Genomic DNA, 18,130 nt, shown 5'->3' with positions numbered 1-18,130 from the left:
ATTTCAACAAAAAAATCACCCATGAGATTAACCCTGCTTGCCCTTTTCTCACTTTTAACCACTATCTCCCGCCAAAAAAGCCCGAAATATGATACCATTATCAAAAATAGATTGGTGTATGATGGCAATGGAAAAGCCCCTTTTAAGGCCGATATTGGTATCAAAAACGACACGATAGCACTTATATAAGAAGTTTAGTCACAATCCTACCCCACCCTCAAAAAAGGCTTCAAATTTGGAGGATTTAGTTCAAAACGGCTTTTCTCTTCTAATAAGTCGTAGCCACGTTGCATTCTAAGCCAAAAATCGGCATTTCCACCAAAAACAGCTTCGATTCTCAAAGCTATATTTGGAGTAATCGATCCTGAGCCATTTAATATTTTTGAAAGTGTAACTCTTGAAACTTGTAACAAATTTGCAGCTTCGCTTACCGATAATTCTGCTGGTTGGAGAATGTCCTCCCTCAAAATTATTCCTGGATGAATGTTTGTTTTTTTATGTCGTTCCATTTTGTAAATTATTAATGATAGTCAACCAAATCTACCTCAGTTGCTTCCCGAGTATTATTGTCAAATTTGAAAATTATTCTCCAATTCCCAGTAATTTGCATTGCCCAGAATCCTTTCAAATTACCCTTCAATGGATGTGGTTTTAAAAAAGTTAAATTCTCTAAATCGCCAGGTACTTTTTCTAAATAATCGATTAAATTGAGCACTCTTTCTATTTTGGCCATCATTTTAGAAGGTAATTTACTTTTATCACCTTTTGTCCAATAATGCTTTAAGCCTTTATGCTGAATGGATTTAATCATAAATTTAATACTTGCTGTAAAGATATAGTTTACACTTTTCATTTTCAAAATTTCAATCACTTATTTACCACGGAGTATCACAGCGACTTAATTATCAGCTTTTAAACCTGCTGCGGCTTTCTATTTAGTCTTTGCGATAAAAAATCAAATTCCCCTTACCTTAAGGTTTAAATCTAAGCTAGAAACCATTTTTTTATTAATTTCAACAAAAAAATCACCCATGAGATTAACCCTGCTTGCCCTTTTCTCACTTTTAACCACTATCTCCTGCCAAAAAAGCCCAAAATACGATACGATTATCAAAAATGGTATGGTGTATGACGGCAATGGAAAAGCCCCTTTTATGGCCGATATTGGTATCAAAAACGATACGATAGCGTTTATTGGGGATTTGTCCAGCGAAACGGCAAGCTTGGAAACGATTGATGCCAAAGGCTTGGCGGTGGCTCCAGGTTTTGTAAATATGCTAAGTTGGGCTACCGAGAGTTTGATACACGACGGTCGCTCCATGAGTGACATTATGCAAGGCATTACGCTCGAAGTCATGGGCGAGGGCGATTCCATGGGTCCGTTGACGGATTCCATGAGGATTTATGCCGAAAAATCTCAAGGAGACATCAAATACAAAATTGAATGGAAGACATTGGGAGGATATCTCGATTATCTGCAAAAAAGAGGTGTCTCCACCAATGTGGCCTCGTTTGTAGGTGCCTCCACCGTTAGGGCCATGGAATTGGGCTATGCCAACCGAAAACCGAACGCTGAGGAATTACAACGCATGAAAAAACATGTGGAAACTGCGATGCAAGAAGGTGCCATGGGTTTGGCATCGGCATTGATTTATACGCCCGGAACTTATGCAGAAACACCAGAATTGATTGAACTTTCTAAAGTGGTGGCTCAATATGAGGGCATGTACATTTCGCATTTGAGAAGTGAGGGAAATCAACTCGAAAAAGCTGTTGATGAACTCATTGGCATAGCCAAAGCGGCCAATATCCATGCCGAAATATATCATCTAAAAGCTGGGGGAAAGACCAATTGGCATAAAATAGACAAGGTAATCGCCAAGATAGACAGTGCGAGAAAAGCAGGATTAAACATCACCACCGACATGTATAATTATGTAGCTGGAGCCACAGGACTCGATGCTGCCATGCCGCCATGGGTGCAAGAGGGTGGTTTTGACCAATGGAGAAAGCGACTGCAATCGCCGGCCGCAAGGCAAAAAGTGGCCAAAGAAATGAGTACGCCTCAAGGAAATTGGGAGAATCTCTGCCTAGCCGCAGGACCCGACAAAACACTTTTGATTGGCTTCAAAACCGATTCTCTAAGAAAATATATTGGCAAAACACTGGCCGAAGTGGCAGCTGTAAAAAAGAAAACTTGGCAAGAAGCAGCCATGGAACTGGTGGTTTCGGATGGCTCGAGGGTAGATGTAGTGTATTTCTTGATGAGCGAAGAAAATGTAAAAAAGCAAATCAAGCTGCCCTACATGAGTTTTTGTTCGGATGCCGGTTCGATGGCCCCAGAAGGTGTATTTCTGAAAGCCAGTCAACATCCAAGAGCTTACGGAAACTTTGCTCGATTACTCGGAAAATATGTGCGAGATGAAAAAGTAATTAGCTTGGAAGAAGCTATCAGAAAGCTTACTTCGCTCCCATGCGATAATCTCAAAATCAAGAAAAGAGGTCGTTTGGAGGTCGGAAATTACGCAGATGTCGTCATCTTTGACCCGATGAAAATACAAGACAAAGCCACTTTCGAAAAGCCGCACCAACTTTCAGATGGCATGATGCATGTTTTTGTCAATGGAACACAGGTGGTAAAGAATGGCCAACACACCAACAAAAAGCCAGGTAGATTTGTCAAAGGGCCGGGTTGGAAGGAGAAAGTTTAAGCAATACTTTATCTTGTAAATTATCAACAACTTATGAATAACGAATTATTCCACAAAGGTTCACAAAGGTTTCACAAAGGCACACAAATTTTTAGACGTTATAATCAAATGAAGAACCTTTTCTGAAGACAAAAGATGCCTTTGTGAAACTTTGTGCCTTGTCTTTGTGGAACTTTGTGTAACAAAAAAACAACCAATTTTTCTCAAAAAAGACCCAAAATTACTTCTCAACTAATATTGTAACCAAAAAACCTCATAAAACTCCTTTTAAAAAAATCAAAAATTAACCCTTGATTTTTTCGTGATATTTGCCTAATAATTAAGTCAATAGCGTATGAAAGCATGCGTTTACTATAAATATGGTAATTCTGAAGTACTCGAAATAAGGGAAATAGAAAAACCTCAACCAAAAGCAGATGAGATATTGGTAAAAGTGCGGGCTACAACCGTAAACCGGACAGATTGTGCCATGTTAAAATCCAAACCTTATATTATGCGGTTGTTTACTGGCATCTTTAAACCTAATAATCCTATATTGGGGACAGATTTTGCTGGAGTAATCGAAGAAATCGGAAAAGAAATCAAAGACCACAAAATTGGCGACCGCGTCTTTGGATTCAACGATTTGGGCGTAAGTTCTCACGCCGAATATTTATGTATTTCAAAGAAAAAAGAATGGGCAAAAATACCTAAAAATGTGGCTTTTGAACATGCTGCTGCAAGTCTGGAAGGAGCTCATTATGCCATCAATTTCATAAATAAGGTAAAAATACGACCTGACCAAGAAGTCTTGGTTTTTGGAGCATCAGGAGCCATTGGTTCAGCCATGGTGCAAATTTTGAAATCATTGAGCGTAAAAATTACGGCTGTTGGAAATGCTAGAAGCACAAAGAAATTACAGGAAATGGGCTTCGAAAAAGTCCTGGATTACGAGAAAGAAGACTTCAGAAAATTGGAAGAGAAGTTTGATTTTGTTTTTGATACAGTTGGCAAATCTTCCTTTTTCAAAACAAAACATTTATTAAAACCAAATGGCGTTTATATCTCATCGGAATTGGGCTATATGGCCCAAAATATTTTCTTACCAGTGCTCACCATTTTCTCTGACAAAAAAGTCAAATTCCCCATTCCTTTTGACATCAATGCTTCTATTCAACTCATTTCCAAACTCTTGGAAAATAATGAATTTGAGCCATTTATAGACAAAACCTATTCAATATTCCAAATAAGAGATGCCTTTGATTATGCGGATTCCGGTAAAAAAACAGGAAACTTGGTAGTTTGTTTTCCATGAAAAAATGTGTAAATTGCTTTTATAAAAGTCAATTTAATGGATCCGAAAAATATTAAAAAAGAATATTCGAACGGCGATATAACCGTAGTTTGGCAATCTTCTTTGTGCATACATTCAGCTGTATGTGTCAAAAATCTACCTAAAGTATTTCAGCCTAAGACCTCCCCTTGGGTAAAAATGGAGGGTGCAAGCAGTCAAGAAATCGTAGATGCAGTAAAAAAATGCCCTAGTGGAGCTTTGAGCATAAAAGCAAAATGAGTTTAAATTTAGCTTTTAAGGTAAAGAAGCCTTTGGACACGATTTTTGAGTATTTGACGGATATGGACAAATTTGTTTCTATTCATCCAGTGATTGATAAAATTGAGCCTCTTTCCAATAACAATTTTTTGGTACATGAAACGCTCAAATTTGGATTTATTCCAGTTTCATTCAGATATCAGTTTTTTTTAAATATGAATCTATTGGAAAAGACCGTAGAAATGAATGCTACTGTAATGAAATTCACTAAAATTAAAATGGTTTTCGTCTTAAAATCTGAGGGACATTCCACAAAGGTTACAGAAACTATCCTTTTCAAAAGTATTTTCCCAATAAAGTGGATTATGATTAAAATATTCAAAAAACAACACACAATGCTTTTTGCTAATATGAACTTGTAGGCATTTTAAACACAATCAATGTACTTTTTCCAAGATATTTTAGTTAAAAAGTAGAAGTGACAGGTATTAAACCACGTTAAAAAATTTAAACAATCTTACTAAAACCAAGGTTTAAAATATGTTAAATAATAAAACCTCCTTAAATAATACAATTCGACAATCATATGAAACACATTTTTTCATTTCTAATCCTAAGTACTTTTATCTTCATTTTGGCTTGTGAAAAAGAAGAAGCTGAGTGTCAAAAAATAACATTTTACAAAGATGCTGATGGAGATGGCCTTGGGAATAAATCTGAAAGTATTTCAATATGCGATCAACCTACAGGTTATGTAAGCAATTCAAATGATACTGATGATGTACCAAAAACTACTCAAATCAGCGAAATCCCAACCAAAGGGGTTTCTTCCCCAAATTCCTATCCAGGAATGCAGTTGGTATGGGCAGATGAATTTGATGGAAATAGCTTGGACGAAAAAAACTGGAATTATGAAATCGGTGATGGCTGCCCGACACTCTGTGGTTGGGGAAATAACGAACTTCAATACTACAAAAAGGAAAATACAACTGTGAAAGACGGCTATTTAATGATTGAAGCCAAAAGTGAAATTGCAGGTTCAAAATCTTATTCTTCTTCAAGAATTAACACGCAAAATAAGTTTAATTTTAAATATGGAAGAGTGGATATCAGAGCTGCCATCCCTAATACTAAAGGCTTGTGGTCAGCACTTTGGATGCTCGGAAAGAACTTTCCAACTGTAGGTTGGCCAAAATGTGGTGAGATAGACATTATGGAGGTAGTGGGTGGTTTTGAAACCGACAATACCGTGCTCGGAACGGTACATTGGGACAACAACAATACACACGCCGAATATGGCGGGAAGTTGGCTGTTAACGGGTTTACGTTAAAAGAAGCCTTTCATGTTTATTCGATAGTTTGGGACGAGAAAAAAATTACTTGGTATGTAGATAATGTTCAATTTCATGTAATCGATGTAACTCCCTCTGGTCTAAGTGAACTACGAGAAGAGTTTTTCTTGATTTTCAACGTTGCTGTAGGAGGGAATTTATCTGGAAATCCTGACGGATTTACCAAACTTCCACAAAAAATGATCGTGGATTATGTGCGGGTGTTTAAATGAAATTAAGGGCAAAAAGATTGGCTCAATTTGCCCAATTTCAATAGTTTTATTTTATTTTTAAAAACTTAATATTCAAGTTTTTCTCAATAACTCTGATGATTTTCAGTTCCTCTGAATTCACAAAAGCGATAGAAATCCCTCTTTTACCAGCTCTGGCAGTACGGCCGCTTCGGTGCGTGTAGTATTCTATTTGGTCAGGTAATTGATAGTGGACTACATAACTAAGTCCTTCAATATCAATACCTCTGGCTGAAATGTCTGTAGCTACCAACACTTGTATTTTCTTATTTTTAAAGGCCCTCATTACTTTATCACGGTCTCTTTGTTCCAAATCTCCGTGGATGGCATCAGCAAGAATTTCCTTTGCTTTTAGTCGCTTGGCTACCATTTGGGCGTCGTCTCTGGTTCTACAAAAAACTATTCCTCTAGCCGCACCTTGTGATTCTAAAAATTTCAAAACGAAGTCGAACTTTTCCTTGGCTTCACATATGAAAAACTGATGCTCTATTTTGCGATTGACCACTTCAAGTTTGCTCACGGTTACTTTATGCACATCGGGAGCCATATACTTTTCTGTAAGTTTTTTCAGCGATTCAGGAATTGTAGCCGTAAACAGCCACTTAATATTCTCAGGATGAATCTGACTGATAATTCCGTCGATGGCTTCCTTGAATCCCATGCTGAGCATCTCGTCCGCTTCGTCCAAAACTATGGTTTTTACTTTACTGATATCCAATGCCTTACGCTCCAATAAATCTATTAATCTACCTGGTGTAGCTACTACAACTTGCGTTGGACGCTGCAACCTAGCTATCTGAATATCAATCTTTTCACCTCCATAAACCGCCTCTGCAAATACTTTTTCAGAGTACTTGGTCATTTTAAAAATCTGCTTGGCAATTTGCTGACAGAGTTCTCTTGTGGGAGACAAAACCAATACCTGTATCTCTTTAATTTTGGGATTGAGTCTTTGCAAAAGTGGAATACCAAATGCCACGGTTTTACCAGTACCGGTCTGAGCTTGGCCAATAAAGTCGGTATTGTTTTTTAATAAATAGGGAATTACAAGTTGCTGTATTTCAGAGGGTTTTATGATTTTGTTTTCTTCTAGTGCCTTTACAAGATTTTCGTTTACGCCTAGTTGATTGAAGTTTTCCAAAGCTAATTTCTTTTAAATTGAAATACAAAGGTAGGCAAATATTTGCAAAGGCATTTTCATTAGGCTGAATCGAATATTTTTGAACTAATTTTTGCTTTTTGTAATCAAAAATTTAGTTAATACAAAAGTTTTATAAATAGTTTTTCAAAGCAATGGCCATTAAGAACTGCAAGAAAGCATGGAGCAGCCTATTTTTTCTCTAGCCCAATCTGGTCTTTTAGCATACCATTTCTGATATTGTTCTTGCTCATCATAAGGTTTTTGTAAGAGTAAATAAAACTCTTCAATAAGTCCATAATTTCCACTATCGGCCTCATCTATGGCCAATTGAGCCATATAATTTCTCAAAACATATTTCGGGTTTAACGAATTCATCCAAACTTTTCTTTCATTATCTGTTTTGGTTTCATTTCTTAATAATGCTAAATATTTTTCGAACCATATTAGCCAATTATTTTTAATAGGCTCAGTGATTTCCTCTAAATTGTAAAATGCATATTCTACTTTTTCCAATGCTTTTTCTGGAGAATCTATTTTTTCTAAATTTGCCAATTCTCTGTAAAATATGGTCATGTCGGTTTCCACACTTTCTAAATTCCTCATCAGCGTATCTTGAAAATCAGCATCATATTCTGCCTCAATTCCCAATTTAGATTGCAGCATTTTTTGGTATTTGCTTGTAAAATATTCAGAAAAATTATCCAAAATACCTTGTAGAGCCGGCAAATCATCAATTAAAGTATATAATGCATTTGCCAATTGAACCAAATTCCAAAAAACTATATCTGGCTGATTTCCAAACCTATACCTTCTTCCATTTGCATCAGTAGTATTTGGAGTCCAGTTGTTGTCAAAATTCTCCAACCAACCATAGGGGCCAAAATCTATCGTCAAACCTAAGATAGACATGTTGTCGGTGTTCATTACGCCATGCACAAAACCTACTCGCTGCCACTCAATTACCATGTCGAGTGTACGCTCTCCTACTTTTTTGTAAAATTGAAGGTACTTTTCTTTCCCTTCTGAGCTTATTTCTGGAAAGAAGTGTTTTATGGTATAATCAGTCAATTTTTTAAGATTTCCATGGTCTTTCCTTGCCGCAAATAGTTCGAAATTGCCGAAACGTATAAAAGAAGGAGCTACCCGGCAAACAATGGCACCTTTTTCATAAGCTGGATTTCCATTATAAAGCACATCTCTTAATACTTGATCGCCTGTCAGGACCAATGACAATGACCTTGTAGTGGGAACACCCAAATAGTGCATTGCCTCGCTGCACAAATGCTCTCGAATAGATGAACGCAAAACAGCAAAACCATCGGCGTTTCTTGAATAAGGCGTTGGACCAGCTCCTTTTAATTGCAAAGTCCAATGTTTGCTTTCATTTTCCAATTCAAACAAATTAATGGCTCTCCCATCGCCTAATTGTCCTGCCCAATTTCCAAACTGATGTCCTGCATAACACATTGCATAAGGATTAGTACCTTCATAAACACCTGCACCGGAAACTATTTTTAAAAACTCTTCAGAATCCGCGTATTCTTTTAGCCCAATTTCATTTGCAAATTCCCCTGAAAAATGAATGAGCTTAGGATTACTTGGAGTTTTAGGTCTTACAAAAGAAAAAAATGAATTATAAACCTGGCGGGGTGAATTAGACAAGTCTTTGTCAGCGTCCAATTCTTTATTGAAAGTATCCTTAATATTGATTTTCATAAATTTTAATTGATCCAAATTTGAGTATTAATTTCAAGACGATTGAATCTAATTTTCAAACTGAAATATTTGTGATTTGGTTTGTTATGTAATGACAATTTCTAAATAAGACAATAAAAATGCTGTAATAAAAAAGTAAAAATTTACTTATTCAATTTCGAGAATAACTATCCACATTAAATTTATTTCATAAAAAAAGAGCCTTTCGGCTCTTTTTCAATATTAAAAGAAAGAATATCAAATTCCTAAAACCTTCTTATTTACCGCCTCATCAGCTCCTGTAGCAGCGAAATCGTCAAATGCACGCGTGGCTACTTCAATGATATGGCTCTCGATAAATGGAGCACCTTCAGCTGCACCCTGTTCTGAAGATTTTATGCAACATTCCCACTCTAAAACCGCCCAACCATCATAGTCATATTGAGAAAGTTTTGAGAAGATTGTTCCAAAATCAACCTGTCCATCGCCCAAAGAACGGAAACGACCAGCTCTATCTGCCCAACCAGAATATCCAGAATAAACACCCTGACGACCAGAAGGATTAAACTCAGCATCTTTTACATGGAATGCTTTAATACGATCGTGGTACAAATCTATAAATTGAACATAATCAAGACATTGCAATACAAAATGACTTGGATCGTAATTGATGTTCGCTCTTTTATGTCCACCCAAATAATCAACAAACATCTCGAAGGTGGAACCATCGAAAAGATCTTCGCCTGGATGAAGTTCATAGCAATAATCTACACCGTTTTCGTCGTAAATATCCAAAATCGGCTTCCATCTGTTGGCCAATTCTTTGAATGCTGTTTCAATCAAACCAGAAGGTCGCTGCGGCCAAGGATACAAAAACGGCCAAGCCAATGCTCCCGAGAATCCCACATGCGATTTCAAACCCAAGTTTTTAGATGCAACAGCAGCATACTTCAACTGTTGTTCAGCCCAAGCTCTTCGTGCTGGCTCATTTCCATGAACTTCAGCAGGAGCAAAAGCATCATACATGGTATTGTAAGCTGGATGTGAAGCAATTAATTGCCCTTGCAAGTGCGTTGACAATTCAGTTATTTCCAAACCTTTATCAGCCAATTTACCTTTCAATTCGTCGCAATAAGTTTGCGATTCTGCCGCTTTTTTCAAATCTATCACTCTTGGATCCCAAGTTGGCAATTGAATACCTTTGTATTCCAAATCTGCCATGTAGTCGGCTATGGTATCCAAAGAATTAAACGGAGCTTCATCGCCCATAAACTGAGCCAAAAATATTCCAGGTCCTTTTATTGTTTTCATTGTTTTTTTAGCTTTTGGCTATTAGCTGATAGCTTTTAGCCTTATAAGTATTTCAAATTATCTAAAATCGAATTAATCTTAAATCGTTAATCAGGTAAATCGAATCAATTGTAAATTACACGTTCACCCACTGATCGCTTCTGCTACTCTCGAGTATTCTTTCACAAATCAACAGCTCTCTGTATCCATCCGCAAATGTTGGGAATTTGGGATTTTCAGGTTGTTTTCCTTCGGCCACAGCTTGGTAAACTTCTTTAAACAATTGTTTCGAAGTATCTCCAAAACCTTCATTGTGTCCGCCAGGATAAGTAATTAGTGAACGAACTTCTTCATGAACCAAAGAAGGGTCTCTCATCAACACCGAGTTAGCACCATCTCTCGCACCAATCCACACTTCGTTGGGAGCTTCTGAGTTCCATGCCAAGGTTTTTACAGAGCCTGAAATCTCTACTTTCAACTGATTTTTTCTACCCGCTGATACTTGAGACACGGTAATGCTACCCCTATTTCCATTGTCAAAACGCAATAATACATTGGCGTGGTCTTCGGTGTTTATCGGCACATCGGCATAATCTTCTGGAGCCAGCATCTTACCCGAGTAAGTTTCCAAAGGCTTCAATGGTTTCTTACGGTTTTTGTGAACAGTATTAAAATCAGCCATAACCTGAACTGTTTTCAAACCTGTTACATACTCAATCAAATCCAATAAATGCGAACCAATATCCGCAATAGCCCGCGAATCGCCCGATTTATCAGGCTCTAAACGCCAGTTATAATCTGTTGCATAGAACAACCAATCTTGTAAGTATGAACCGATTACAGAGTATATTTCACCCAATTCACCTTTTTCTTTCATCATTTTCATCTGACGAACCAAAGGATAATATCTTAAATTGAAATGAACAGCATTTACTAAGCCAGATTTTGCTGCCAATTCTACCAATTCAGCGGCCTCTTCCAGATTGGTCGCTAAAGGTTTTTCACAAACGCAGTGTTTTCCTGCCAACAATACGGCTTTAGACTGCGAATAATGCAGGAAGTTAGGTGTACAAATGTGTACACATTCAATGTCTTCCATGGCCAACAATTGGTCGAAAGTACAAGGTCTTTCAATGCCTAACTGAGCTGCTTTTGCAGTAGCCAATTCAATATTTACCTCGCATAGAGCCACGACTTCGATGTTTGGCAAACGACGCAAGGCTTCAATGTGGGCTGGCCCGATAAAACCTGTACCTACAACTCCAACTTTGATTTTACTCATTTCTAATTTATATTTTTTATCAACAATTACTAAATCTCAAACTTTGTCCATTTATTTTCAGTTTCGTTGGACTTCACAACAGTATTAATAAAGCCCATTCCACGCAATCCATCGTCTATGCCTGGGAAATCGTGAATTTCTGGAATGTAAGCGGCTGCGTCATCTTGTGTTCCACCCAAATTACCTACAGCTACTGAACGGTTTTCTGTGCCCCATCTCGCTCTCAAAGCAAAAGCAAAATTCCTGTAAATATTTGCAAATGTCTCAATATAACCCTCGGGGTGTCCTGCAGGCTGACGTGTATGTGCTTGTGCATGTTTTGAAAGATTGCCAACGCCCGTTCTGATGATTTTTGAACCATTTTCTTGGTTAGTCAATTCCAAAGTATTGGGCTCCATTTGTTTCCATTTAAGGCCACCAAACTCACCATAAACTCGAATATTGAGGTCATTTTCTTCACCGTTACAAATTTGGCTATTGTGCAGAATACCTTTGGCTCCATTGTCAAAACGCAACAAAATATTGGCATCATCGTCTAATTGACGGCCTTCTACAAAAATTGTGAGATCTGCACACAGTTCAGTGATTTTGAGACCAGTGATATACTCAGCAAGGTTTTCGGCGTGTGTACCGATATCTCCTACTCCACCCGCTGCACCACAGCGTGCTGGATCGGTCCGCCAAGCAGCTTGTTTTTGTCCTGTGGCCTCAACCAGTTGTGAAAGCCAACCTTGCGGATATTCTACTATAACCTTTCTGATTTTGCCAATGGCACCAGACTTCACGATAGCTCTGGCCTCCTTTACCATCGGGTAGGCGGTATAATTGTGCGTTAGGGCGAAAAGCAATCCTGAGTTTTCAACAATGGGTTTTAGGGCTTTTGCTTCTTCCATATTGAGCGTCAAAGGCTTGTCCATCACCACATGGAAGCCATTTTCTAAAGCAAACTTTGCAGCTTCAAAATGCACATGATTGGGCGTAACGATAGAAACGAAATCCATCCTTTCACCTTCTGGTAGGGCTTTTTCAGCCAATATCATTTCTTGAAATGATCCATAAACCCTACTTGGATCCAAGTAAAGTGCTTCACCAGTTGCTTTTGATTTTTCGGGATTGGAGCTGAATGCACCACAAACCAATTCAATTTCTCCGTCTAAGGCTGCACCACGACGATGTACAGCTCCTATAAATGCTTCAAGGCTTCCGCCAATCATACCCATTCTTATCTTCCTTGCCATTACTATTTTTTAGGTTGAAATTGCAATTTTATGAAAAATAAAGCATTGGTAAAAGTATTAATTGATAAAATTCATGTTATTGGTCTAAGAAAAAATCCAGTAAATAGATTTTTAATTTAAATATCTAAATATCGAAAAAATCTTAATCAGCTAGCGTTCAACATATCAATTGATTAACTGTAAAAAGGCCACCAATACATGGTAAAATAAAATCTATTCTCAATATAATTATATGAATTAAAAAATGATCACATAAAAAAGTTAGCAAGTGTTTTTGATACAATTATTAATTTTTCCTTTACAGAGATTCAAAAAAAATGTAGATTTACAAAATTTAAAAAATTTAACCCTTAAATATTAAAAAATATGGTAAACGACAAGAGACTTTTTCTTGGTAGTTGTTTTGCTCTTATTACAACTGCATTTTCATTCAGTATCAGAGCTGGGATTTTACCACAACTAGGTACAGAATTTAACTTAACAGCCGAACAACTTGGCTTTATTAACTCCATGTGGTTTGTTGGTTTTCCAGTTGCGATGATTATCGGCGGATTGGTTTATCACACTGTAGGACCTAAAAAAATCATGTTAATTGCTTTTGCATGTCATGCTGCTGGTATTTTGTTGACCATCTATCCTCAAACTTTAGGTGGATACACTGGCCTATTAGTTTCAACATTTTTGATAGGAATCGGCAATGGATGTACCGAAGCTGCCTGTAACCCAATGATAGCAGACACTTACCAAGGTGCAAAAATGAGCAAAATGCTTAATCGTTTTCACATGTGGTTTCCTGGTGGAATCGTAATTGGTAGTTTGGTTTCAAAATTTATGACTGATGCCAATTTAGGGTGGCAAGCACAAATCTGGGTTATATTAATTCCAACTATTATCTATGCCTATTTATTCTGGGGTCAAGAATTCCCTAAGCCAAAAGTAGAGGGCGTTACTTCAATAGGTGAGAACATCAAAGCGATGTTCACACCCTTGTTCTTATTTATGTTTGCATGTATGGCTATCACAGCTATCACAGAGTTTGGTCCGCAACAATGGACAGGCTTAATCATGAGCAAAAGCGGTGCGAGTCCTATGTTAATATTGGCTTTGGTAACTGGTCTAATGGCCGTTATAAGATTTTTCGCAGGACCAATTGTTGAGAAATTCGACCAAACAGGTGTATTATTAGGTTCTGCAGTATTTGCAGCGATTGGTATATACTTATTCAGCACTCAAACTGGCAACATGGCTTATGTAGCCGCAATTTTCTTTGCATTGGGTGTGGCTTTATTTTGGCCAAATATGGTTGGTTTCATTGCAGAAAAAGTGCCTTTGAGTGGTGCATTGGGCATGTCAGTGATTGGTGGTATTGGTATGTTCTCAACTGCTATATTTCAGCCAATCATTGGAAAATGGATTGATTCAAACAATGCAGCAAAAGCTGCTGAAGGCTTAACGGGTGATGCACTTGAACTAGCTGCAGGACAAGCCACTTTAGGTACGATGGTTACTTTTCCAGTAATCTTAATTGTTGCATTCTTGGTTTTATTTTTCTGGCAAAAAAATTCAAAAGCAGCATAATTTAGGATTTTAACTATATTTGTAAAGCCGTTCTAATAAACAGAACGGCTTTATTTTTTATGAAAAACGCAAGTATAGACTTCGGCAACACCAGAGTAAAAATTGGCTTATTCAAAAACCAAGAGCTATTGGATATTTTCAGAGTGGGCACACTTTCCGAAACCGCCGAATTGTTAAGAGCTAATTCTGTTGATAATGCCATAGTTTCTTCGGTAACTATCTCAAATACAGAAATTTCGAAAGAATTGAAATTCCTAAATTCACTTCTTTTCTTAGATTTTAAGACACCTTTACCTATTGAAAATAATTACGTTACACCAACGACCCTAGGTTATGACAGAATAGCTGCGGCCGTCGGAGCAAATCTCCGATATCCCAACCAAAATTGCCTAATAATTGATATCGGTACAGCCATAAAGTATGACCTTATTTCAGCCGAGAATGCTTTTGAAGGAGGCATAATTTCGCCCGGAAGAAAAATGAGATTTAGTGCTTTGCACACTTTTACAAAAAAACTACCGTTATTAGACACAGTTGAGATACCCGAACTGGTTGGAAATTCTACTGAATCTTGCATGACCAGCGGGGTGATGAACGGAATAACTGCTGAAATCAACGGAATCATTGATGAATATATAAAAAAACTTAAATTAACCGTTTTAATTTGTGGTGGCGATGCTCCTTACTTTGAAACTAAGATAAAATACCCGACCTTTGCAGCTCCAAATTTGGTCTTGGAAGGCCTAAACAGAATTTTACAATATAATGTTACTGAAATTTAGATACTTACTTCTTCTTACATTCATAAGTTTTACACAGTTTGCATGGTCTCAAGGCCAAGGAAATAGCCCTTACAATACCATAGGAATTGGCGAAATAACTGAAGAATCAGTGGCTGCCCAAGACATGATGGGCGGCACAGGCGTATCTTTTGCCAACAGTTTTTATATCAACCACATCAACCCTGCCATGTTGGTTAAAAACCGAACGATTGGTTTGAACAAATACGTTGCTTTTAATATTGGCTTGAAAGGGGCTTACAAGGTAATGAACCAAGGAAATAAAGTACAAGATGACTTTGGCATGAACATGAGTAACCTTACTTTGGTGTTTCCCGTAAAACCTAAATGGGCCATGGGAATAAGCATGAGACCTTACTCTATAGCCGACAATATTTCGAAAATAGAAAAAGACTTTTTGGGCTCAAACGAGACCAATGAGGTAGAGTATAGAAACGCCGGGGGAATATCAAGAGTGGCATTCACGAATTCATTTAATTTAGCCAAAGGTTTGTATTGGGGAATTGAAGGACAGTACAATTTCGGAAACATACAAAGAGATACGACATCGTCTATTACTGGCTCATCAGAATATTTTAGAAATTCTGGAAGATATAGTCTGAAAGGTGCTTCGGCCAAAACTGGTTTGACTTATCAATTGAAATTAAACAAAAAATGGAATTTGAACGTAGGGGGTGTCTATCAGCTAGGCTCTAACCTAAAAGGCGAGGCACTTAAAGTATTCAGTGTGTTGGGCGAAGCTGGCAACGGCCCTGTGTATATCCAAAACCCTGATACCTTATCATTGACCAACATTACGAGCCAAATACCAAGCAAATACAAAATTGGTGTTAGTTTAGAAAGCAATTATCATTGGGTATTTGCTGCGGAATATGGCTACACAAAATGGTCGGGCAACAAGCAATTTGACCCAACCGCCAACAAGATATTGGTCGATTCTAAAGAACTCAACTTCGGTATGGAATGGTTACCCAATGCTTCTTCTAGCAAGTATTTCAACCAAGTATTTTACCGTTTGGGATATAAACACATCGACACGCCCTACATGATCAATAACACCAAAATAAAAGATCAAAGCTTCAGTCTTGGACTTTCGGTGCCTATGGGCTTCGGCAATCCTAGTTATATAGACATCGCCTTGGCAGTGGGAAGAAGAGGTGTAAACACCAATAGCTTGATTCAAGAAAACTATACGAAAGTATCGGTTAACTTCTCATTACTCAGCAGTTGGTTCAACAAACCTCGTATCGACTAACCATGAAAAGGTTATACTTTTTATGTTGCGTTATAGTTATTTCATCTCCCATCTTGTGGAGTTGTGAAGAGGAAAAGTCTAAAAAAGAATTTATAGAATACCTCGGGCCAATTCTTAATATTGACAATCTGTCTATTAGCCACAGCGATTCGGGCAGGGTAAAAGTAAAAATTTCAACCGCCAAGCAGCTGAAGTTTCAAAACGAAAACGAAGTTTATCCTAAGGCCGTTTACGTAAACTTTTTGGACAAAAACGGCGTAGAATATTCAATGCTCAGAGGAGATTCTGGAAGATATGTCAAAGAAAAAAACCTGTATATCATTCAAGGTAATGTGTTTTTTAACAACCGTTTGCTTCAGCAAAGTCTCTCTACCGAAGAATTGTTTTGGAGCCCAGTAAACAAGAAAATCTACACCGACAAAAAAGTAACCATAAAAACCCCAAGAGAATCTATAACCGCATCAGGCGGCATGGACGCCACAGAAGACTTCTCTAAATACTCCCTCCGCCGTCCAAAAGGCATCTTTATGGTGGATTCGCTCAGGACTATTGTGGATACTACTGGGAACTAAGGTAAATTGATCATCTATTGGAATTTCTATACACACAATAGTTTTTCTCAGGATAATCTCAAGCTAAAATTTTGATTGACAAAGAAATAAGTTCCTGTTTGAGTTGTAAATCAATAATAAAAAATCAACCAAAATGCCTTTTTTCAAAACGTTTTGGGAGAATTCAACCTAACAATAGTTACAAAAGTTATTTTTTCAAAAGGAAAATTTCTATGCATTGTAAATTAGTTTTCCTATTTTGGATTCTGAATCAATTAAATATAGAAATCAAAAATTAGTAAAAGAAGATGAAAAAAAAGCAGATAGTACTCCCTTTGGTTTTTATAATTTTATTTTTAGGAAGTCAAAAAGCTGCTGCTCAGACTACCGAAGCAATAAAGCAAATTGAAAATTCTATAAAAGCCAATGGGAAATATGCCATTTTAGCTGGCAATTATAAACACTTTGAAGGGTCAGTTAGAACCGGCCTCCGAATGCGAAAAGGAAATCCTGATCTTCAGTTTCAAATTGTATTGATAGGCATGGTAGTAAAGGAAATCACGACTGATGCACAATTGTTAGCCTTGGTAGAAGATTGCAAAACTGCTGGTGTCCAAATAGTAATTTGTCAGAATGCCATGAAAGCATTGAACGTAACCAAATCTGATCTTCATCCGTATATCGAAACCACCTCAAGCGGTTTTGTTTATATGTTTGGTTTACAAGAGAATGGTTATAAGGTTATTAGCTTATAGAAGAGTGCAATTCAAAATTGGATTGAATTAAGCATCCGAAAAAAGAAAAATTATTGAGTTAATAAGAATTTCATCATCCAGAAACTAAATTGGGAAGTATCGTTGAGAATCTTTTAGTTTCTCTAATAACAATACTTGGGTTTTTCAATATTTGTACATAAATTCGTACAAATATTGGTACAAAAAGATGATAACAACAAATATTTCTGACTTTAGAAAAGATATTAAGTCATATCTGGACAAAGTAGTTCAGAATTTTGAAACTTTAATCATTAACCGTGGTAAAGACGAAGGCATCGTGGTGATGTCTTTAGATGAATACAATTCGTTGATGGCTACCAATCATGAATTATCTTCCCGAAAAAATGAAAGGAGATTAGACTCTGCCATAGAGAAATTCAGAAAAGGCCAATCATTTTCAAAAGACTTGGTGGAGGTATGAAATATATTTTCGTGGATGAATCTTGGGAAGATTATGTCTATTGGCAAAATATAGACAAAAAGAAATTCAAAAGAATCAATGAACTGCTGAAAGATATTGCAAGAAATCCCTTTGATGGAATCGGTAAACCTGAGCCGTTAAAACACAAATATGCTGGATTTTGGTCTCGCAGAATTGATGACGAACATCGATTAATTTACAAATATGAAGAGGGTGAAATCCATATATTAAAATGTAGATTTCATTATGATTGATGCTTTTTCTTGGATTCACAATATG

At 37.1% G+C, this 18,130-nt stretch carries 19 protein-coding genes and 1 pseudogene; 13 read left to right on the top strand and 7 right to left on the bottom strand.

Features of this window, described 5'->3' with window-relative positions; genetic code table 11:
• Positions 1-189 (top strand): annotated as a pseudogene (locus EGI24_RS13695) (hypothetical protein); the annotation flags it as partial.
• Between the two features lie 17 nt (positions 190-206).
• Here EGI24_RS13695 and EGI24_RS13690 read toward each other — a convergent pair.
• Both EGI24_RS13690 and EGI24_RS13685 read right to left on the bottom strand, forming a co-directional pair.
• Entirely contained in the window at positions 207-509 is a 303-nt protein-coding gene (locus EGI24_RS13690; protein ID WP_255047863.1) for a HigA family addiction module antitoxin, read from the bottom strand.
• 11 nt (positions 510-520) lie between these two features.
• Complete coding sequence (locus tag EGI24_RS13685; protein ID WP_255047862.1) at positions 521-853, bottom strand: type II toxin-antitoxin system RelE/ParE family toxin; 333 nt, start codon at positions 851-853, stop codon at positions 521-523.
• Between the two features lie 178 nt (positions 854-1,031).
• Here EGI24_RS13685 and EGI24_RS13680 point away from each other — a divergent pair, with 178 nt between their 5' ends.
• The 5 genes from EGI24_RS13680 to EGI24_RS13660 all read left to right on the top strand — a co-directional run bounded on the left by EGI24_RS13680 (position 1,032) and on the right by EGI24_RS13660 (position 5,806).
• A complete protein-coding gene (locus EGI24_RS13680; protein ID WP_255049005.1) occupies positions 1,032-2,711 on the top strand; it encodes an amidohydrolase family protein in 1,680 nt (559 codons plus the stop codon).
• Positions 2,712-3,045: 334 nt separating this feature from the next.
• The gene (locus EGI24_RS13675; protein ID WP_255049003.1) at positions 3,046-4,005 is read left to right on the top strand and encodes an NAD(P)-dependent alcohol dehydrogenase; all 960 of its coding nucleotides are present in this window, start codon (positions 3,046-3,048) and stop codon (positions 4,003-4,005) included.
• A 36-nt stretch (positions 4,006-4,041) separates the two neighbouring features.
• Positions 4,042-4,263, top strand: a complete 222-nt coding sequence (locus EGI24_RS13670) for a (4Fe-4S)-binding protein (protein WP_255049002.1) — start codon at positions 4,042-4,044, stop codon at positions 4,261-4,263.
• On the top strand, positions 4,260-4,664 hold the full coding sequence (locus EGI24_RS13665) for an SRPBCC domain-containing protein (protein ID WP_255049001.1): 405 nt from the start codon (positions 4,260-4,262) through the stop codon (positions 4,662-4,664). The genes EGI24_RS13670 and EGI24_RS13665 overlap by 4 nt, the downstream gene beginning before the upstream one ends.
• A gap of 164 nt (positions 4,665-4,828) precedes the next feature.
• On the top strand, positions 4,829-5,806 hold the full coding sequence (locus EGI24_RS13660) for a family 16 glycosylhydrolase (RefSeq protein WP_255049000.1): 978 nt from the start codon (positions 4,829-4,831) through the stop codon (positions 5,804-5,806).
• 46 nt (positions 5,807-5,852) lie between these two features.
• Here EGI24_RS13660 and EGI24_RS13655 read toward each other — a convergent pair whose 3' ends face one another.
• From EGI24_RS13655 to EGI24_RS13635, 5 genes are all read right to left on the bottom strand, one after another.
• Positions 5,853-6,965 carry a DEAD/DEAH box helicase gene (locus EGI24_RS13655; protein ID WP_255048999.1) on the bottom strand — a complete coding sequence of 371 codons (1,113 nt, stop codon included), beginning with the start codon at positions 6,963-6,965 and terminating at the stop codon, positions 5,853-5,855.
• 159 nt (positions 6,966-7,124) lie between these two features.
• Positions 7,125-8,681, bottom strand: a complete 1,557-nt coding sequence (locus tag EGI24_RS13650; protein ID WP_255048998.1) for a YdiU family protein — start codon at positions 8,679-8,681, stop codon at positions 7,125-7,127.
• Positions 8,682-8,918: 237 nt separating this feature from the next.
• Entirely contained in the window at positions 8,919-9,971 is a 1,053-nt protein-coding gene (locus EGI24_RS13645) for a sugar phosphate isomerase/epimerase (protein WP_255048997.1), read from the bottom strand.
• 115 nt (positions 9,972-10,086) lie between these two features.
• The gene (locus EGI24_RS13640) at positions 10,087-11,232 is read right to left on the bottom strand and encodes a Gfo/Idh/MocA family protein (protein ID WP_255048996.1); all 1,146 of its coding nucleotides are present in this window, start codon (positions 11,230-11,232) and stop codon (positions 10,087-10,089) included.
• A gap of 29 nt (positions 11,233-11,261) precedes the next feature.
• On the bottom strand, positions 11,262-12,452 hold the full coding sequence (locus tag EGI24_RS13635; protein ID WP_409035481.1) for a Gfo/Idh/MocA family protein: 1,191 nt from the start codon (positions 12,450-12,452) through the stop codon (positions 11,262-11,264).
• Between the two features lie 384 nt (positions 12,453-12,836).
• On the opposite strand from EGI24_RS13635, the gene EGI24_RS13630 reads away from it, so the two are divergent.
• The 7 genes from EGI24_RS13630 to EGI24_RS13600 all read left to right on the top strand — a co-directional run bounded on the left by EGI24_RS13630 (position 12,837) and on the right by EGI24_RS13600 (position 18,105).
• Positions 12,837-14,048 (top strand): sugar MFS transporter, encoded by a 1,212-nt coding sequence (locus EGI24_RS13630; RefSeq protein WP_255048994.1) that lies wholly within the window; start codon positions 12,837-12,839, stop codon positions 14,046-14,048.
• A gap of 59 nt (positions 14,049-14,107) precedes the next feature.
• Positions 14,108-14,830, top strand: a complete 723-nt coding sequence (locus EGI24_RS13625; RefSeq protein WP_255048993.1) for a type III pantothenate kinase — start codon at positions 14,108-14,110, stop codon at positions 14,828-14,830.
• Entirely contained in the window at positions 14,814-16,103 is a 1,290-nt protein-coding gene (locus EGI24_RS13620) for a hypothetical protein (RefSeq protein WP_255048991.1), read from the top strand. The genes EGI24_RS13625 and EGI24_RS13620 overlap by 17 nt, the downstream gene beginning before the upstream one ends.
• 2 nt (positions 16,104-16,105) lie before the next feature.
• Complete coding sequence (gene lptC / locus EGI24_RS13615; protein WP_255048990.1) at positions 16,106-16,675, top strand: LPS export ABC transporter periplasmic protein LptC; 570 nt, start codon at positions 16,106-16,108, stop codon at positions 16,673-16,675.
• Positions 16,676-16,962: 287 nt separating this feature from the next.
• A complete protein-coding gene (locus EGI24_RS13610; protein ID WP_255048989.1) occupies positions 16,963-17,409 on the top strand; it encodes a DsrE family protein in 447 nt (148 codons plus the stop codon).
• Between the two features lie 187 nt (positions 17,410-17,596).
• The gene (locus EGI24_RS13605; RefSeq protein ID WP_255048987.1) at positions 17,597-17,851 is read left to right on the top strand and encodes a type II toxin-antitoxin system Phd/YefM family antitoxin; all 255 of its coding nucleotides are present in this window, start codon (positions 17,597-17,599) and stop codon (positions 17,849-17,851) included.
• Positions 17,848-18,105 (top strand): Txe/YoeB family addiction module toxin, encoded by a 258-nt coding sequence (locus EGI24_RS13600; RefSeq protein ID WP_255048986.1) that lies wholly within the window; start codon positions 17,848-17,850, stop codon positions 18,103-18,105. Before EGI24_RS13605 ends, EGI24_RS13600 begins: the two co-directional genes overlap by 4 nt.
• Positions 18,106-18,130 lie beyond the last annotated feature (25 nt).

It is taken from the genome of Lacihabitans sp. CS3-21 (assembly GCF_024343675.1).
Taxonomy (GTDB): Bacteria; Bacteroidota; Bacteroidia; order Cytophagales; family Spirosomataceae; genus Leadbetterella.
Note: the sequence above shows the minus strand (reverse complement) of the source record. Positions and strands in the feature narration are given on the sequence as shown.

Bases quoted from the DNA above. Each gene is read 5' to 3' on its own strand.
- EGI24_RS13625 (WP_255048993.1), top strand. From the start codon at position 14,108: ATGAAAAACGCAAGTATAGACTTCGGCAACACCAGAGTAAAAATTGGC.
- EGI24_RS13635 (WP_409035481.1), bottom strand. From the start codon at position 12,452: ATGGGTATGATTGGCGGAAGCCTTGAAGCATTTATAGGAGCTGTACAT.
- EGI24_RS13605 (WP_255048987.1), top strand. From the start codon at position 17,597: ATGATAACAACAAATATTTCTGACTTTAGAAAAGATATTAAGTCATAT.
- EGI24_RS13610 (WP_255048989.1), top strand. From the start codon at position 16,963: ATGAAAAAAAAGCAGATAGTACTCCCTTTGGTTTTTATAATTTTATTT.
- EGI24_RS13600 (WP_255048986.1), top strand. From the start codon at position 17,848: ATGAAATATATTTTCGTGGATGAATCTTGGGAAGATTATGTCTATTGG.
- EGI24_RS13650 (WP_255048998.1), bottom strand. From the start codon at position 8,681: ATGAAAATCAATATTAAGGATACTTTCAATAAAGAATTGGACGCTGAC.
- EGI24_RS13670 (WP_255049002.1), top strand. From the start codon at position 4,042: ATGGATCCGAAAAATATTAAAAAAGAATATTCGAACGGCGATATAACC.
- EGI24_RS13640 (WP_255048996.1), bottom strand. From the start codon at position 11,232: ATGAGTAAAATCAAAGTTGGAGTTGTAGGTACAGGTTTTATCGGGCCA.
- EGI24_RS13665 (WP_255049001.1), top strand. From the start codon at position 4,260: ATGAGTTTAAATTTAGCTTTTAAGGTAAAGAAGCCTTTGGACACGATT.
- lptC (WP_255048990.1), top strand. From the start codon at position 16,106: ATGAAAAGGTTATACTTTTTATGTTGCGTTATAGTTATTTCATCTCCC.
- EGI24_RS13645 (WP_255048997.1), bottom strand. From the start codon at position 9,971: ATGAAAACAATAAAAGGACCTGGAATATTTTTGGCTCAGTTTATGGGC.
- EGI24_RS13630 (WP_255048994.1), top strand. From the start codon at position 12,837: ATGGTAAACGACAAGAGACTTTTTCTTGGTAGTTGTTTTGCTCTTATT.
- EGI24_RS13685 (WP_255047862.1), bottom strand. From the start codon at position 853: ATGAAAAGTGTAAACTATATCTTTACAGCAAGTATTAAATTTATGATT.
- EGI24_RS13620 (WP_255048991.1), top strand. From the start codon at position 14,814: ATGTTACTGAAATTTAGATACTTACTTCTTCTTACATTCATAAGTTTT.
- EGI24_RS13680 (WP_255049005.1), top strand. From the start codon at position 1,032: ATGAGATTAACCCTGCTTGCCCTTTTCTCACTTTTAACCACTATCTCC.
- EGI24_RS13690 (WP_255047863.1), bottom strand. From the start codon at position 509: ATGGAACGACATAAAAAAACAAACATTCATCCAGGAATAATTTTGAGG.
- EGI24_RS13660 (WP_255049000.1), top strand. From the start codon at position 4,829: ATGAAACACATTTTTTCATTTCTAATCCTAAGTACTTTTATCTTCATT.
- EGI24_RS13675 (WP_255049003.1), top strand. From the start codon at position 3,046: ATGAAAGCATGCGTTTACTATAAATATGGTAATTCTGAAGTACTCGAA.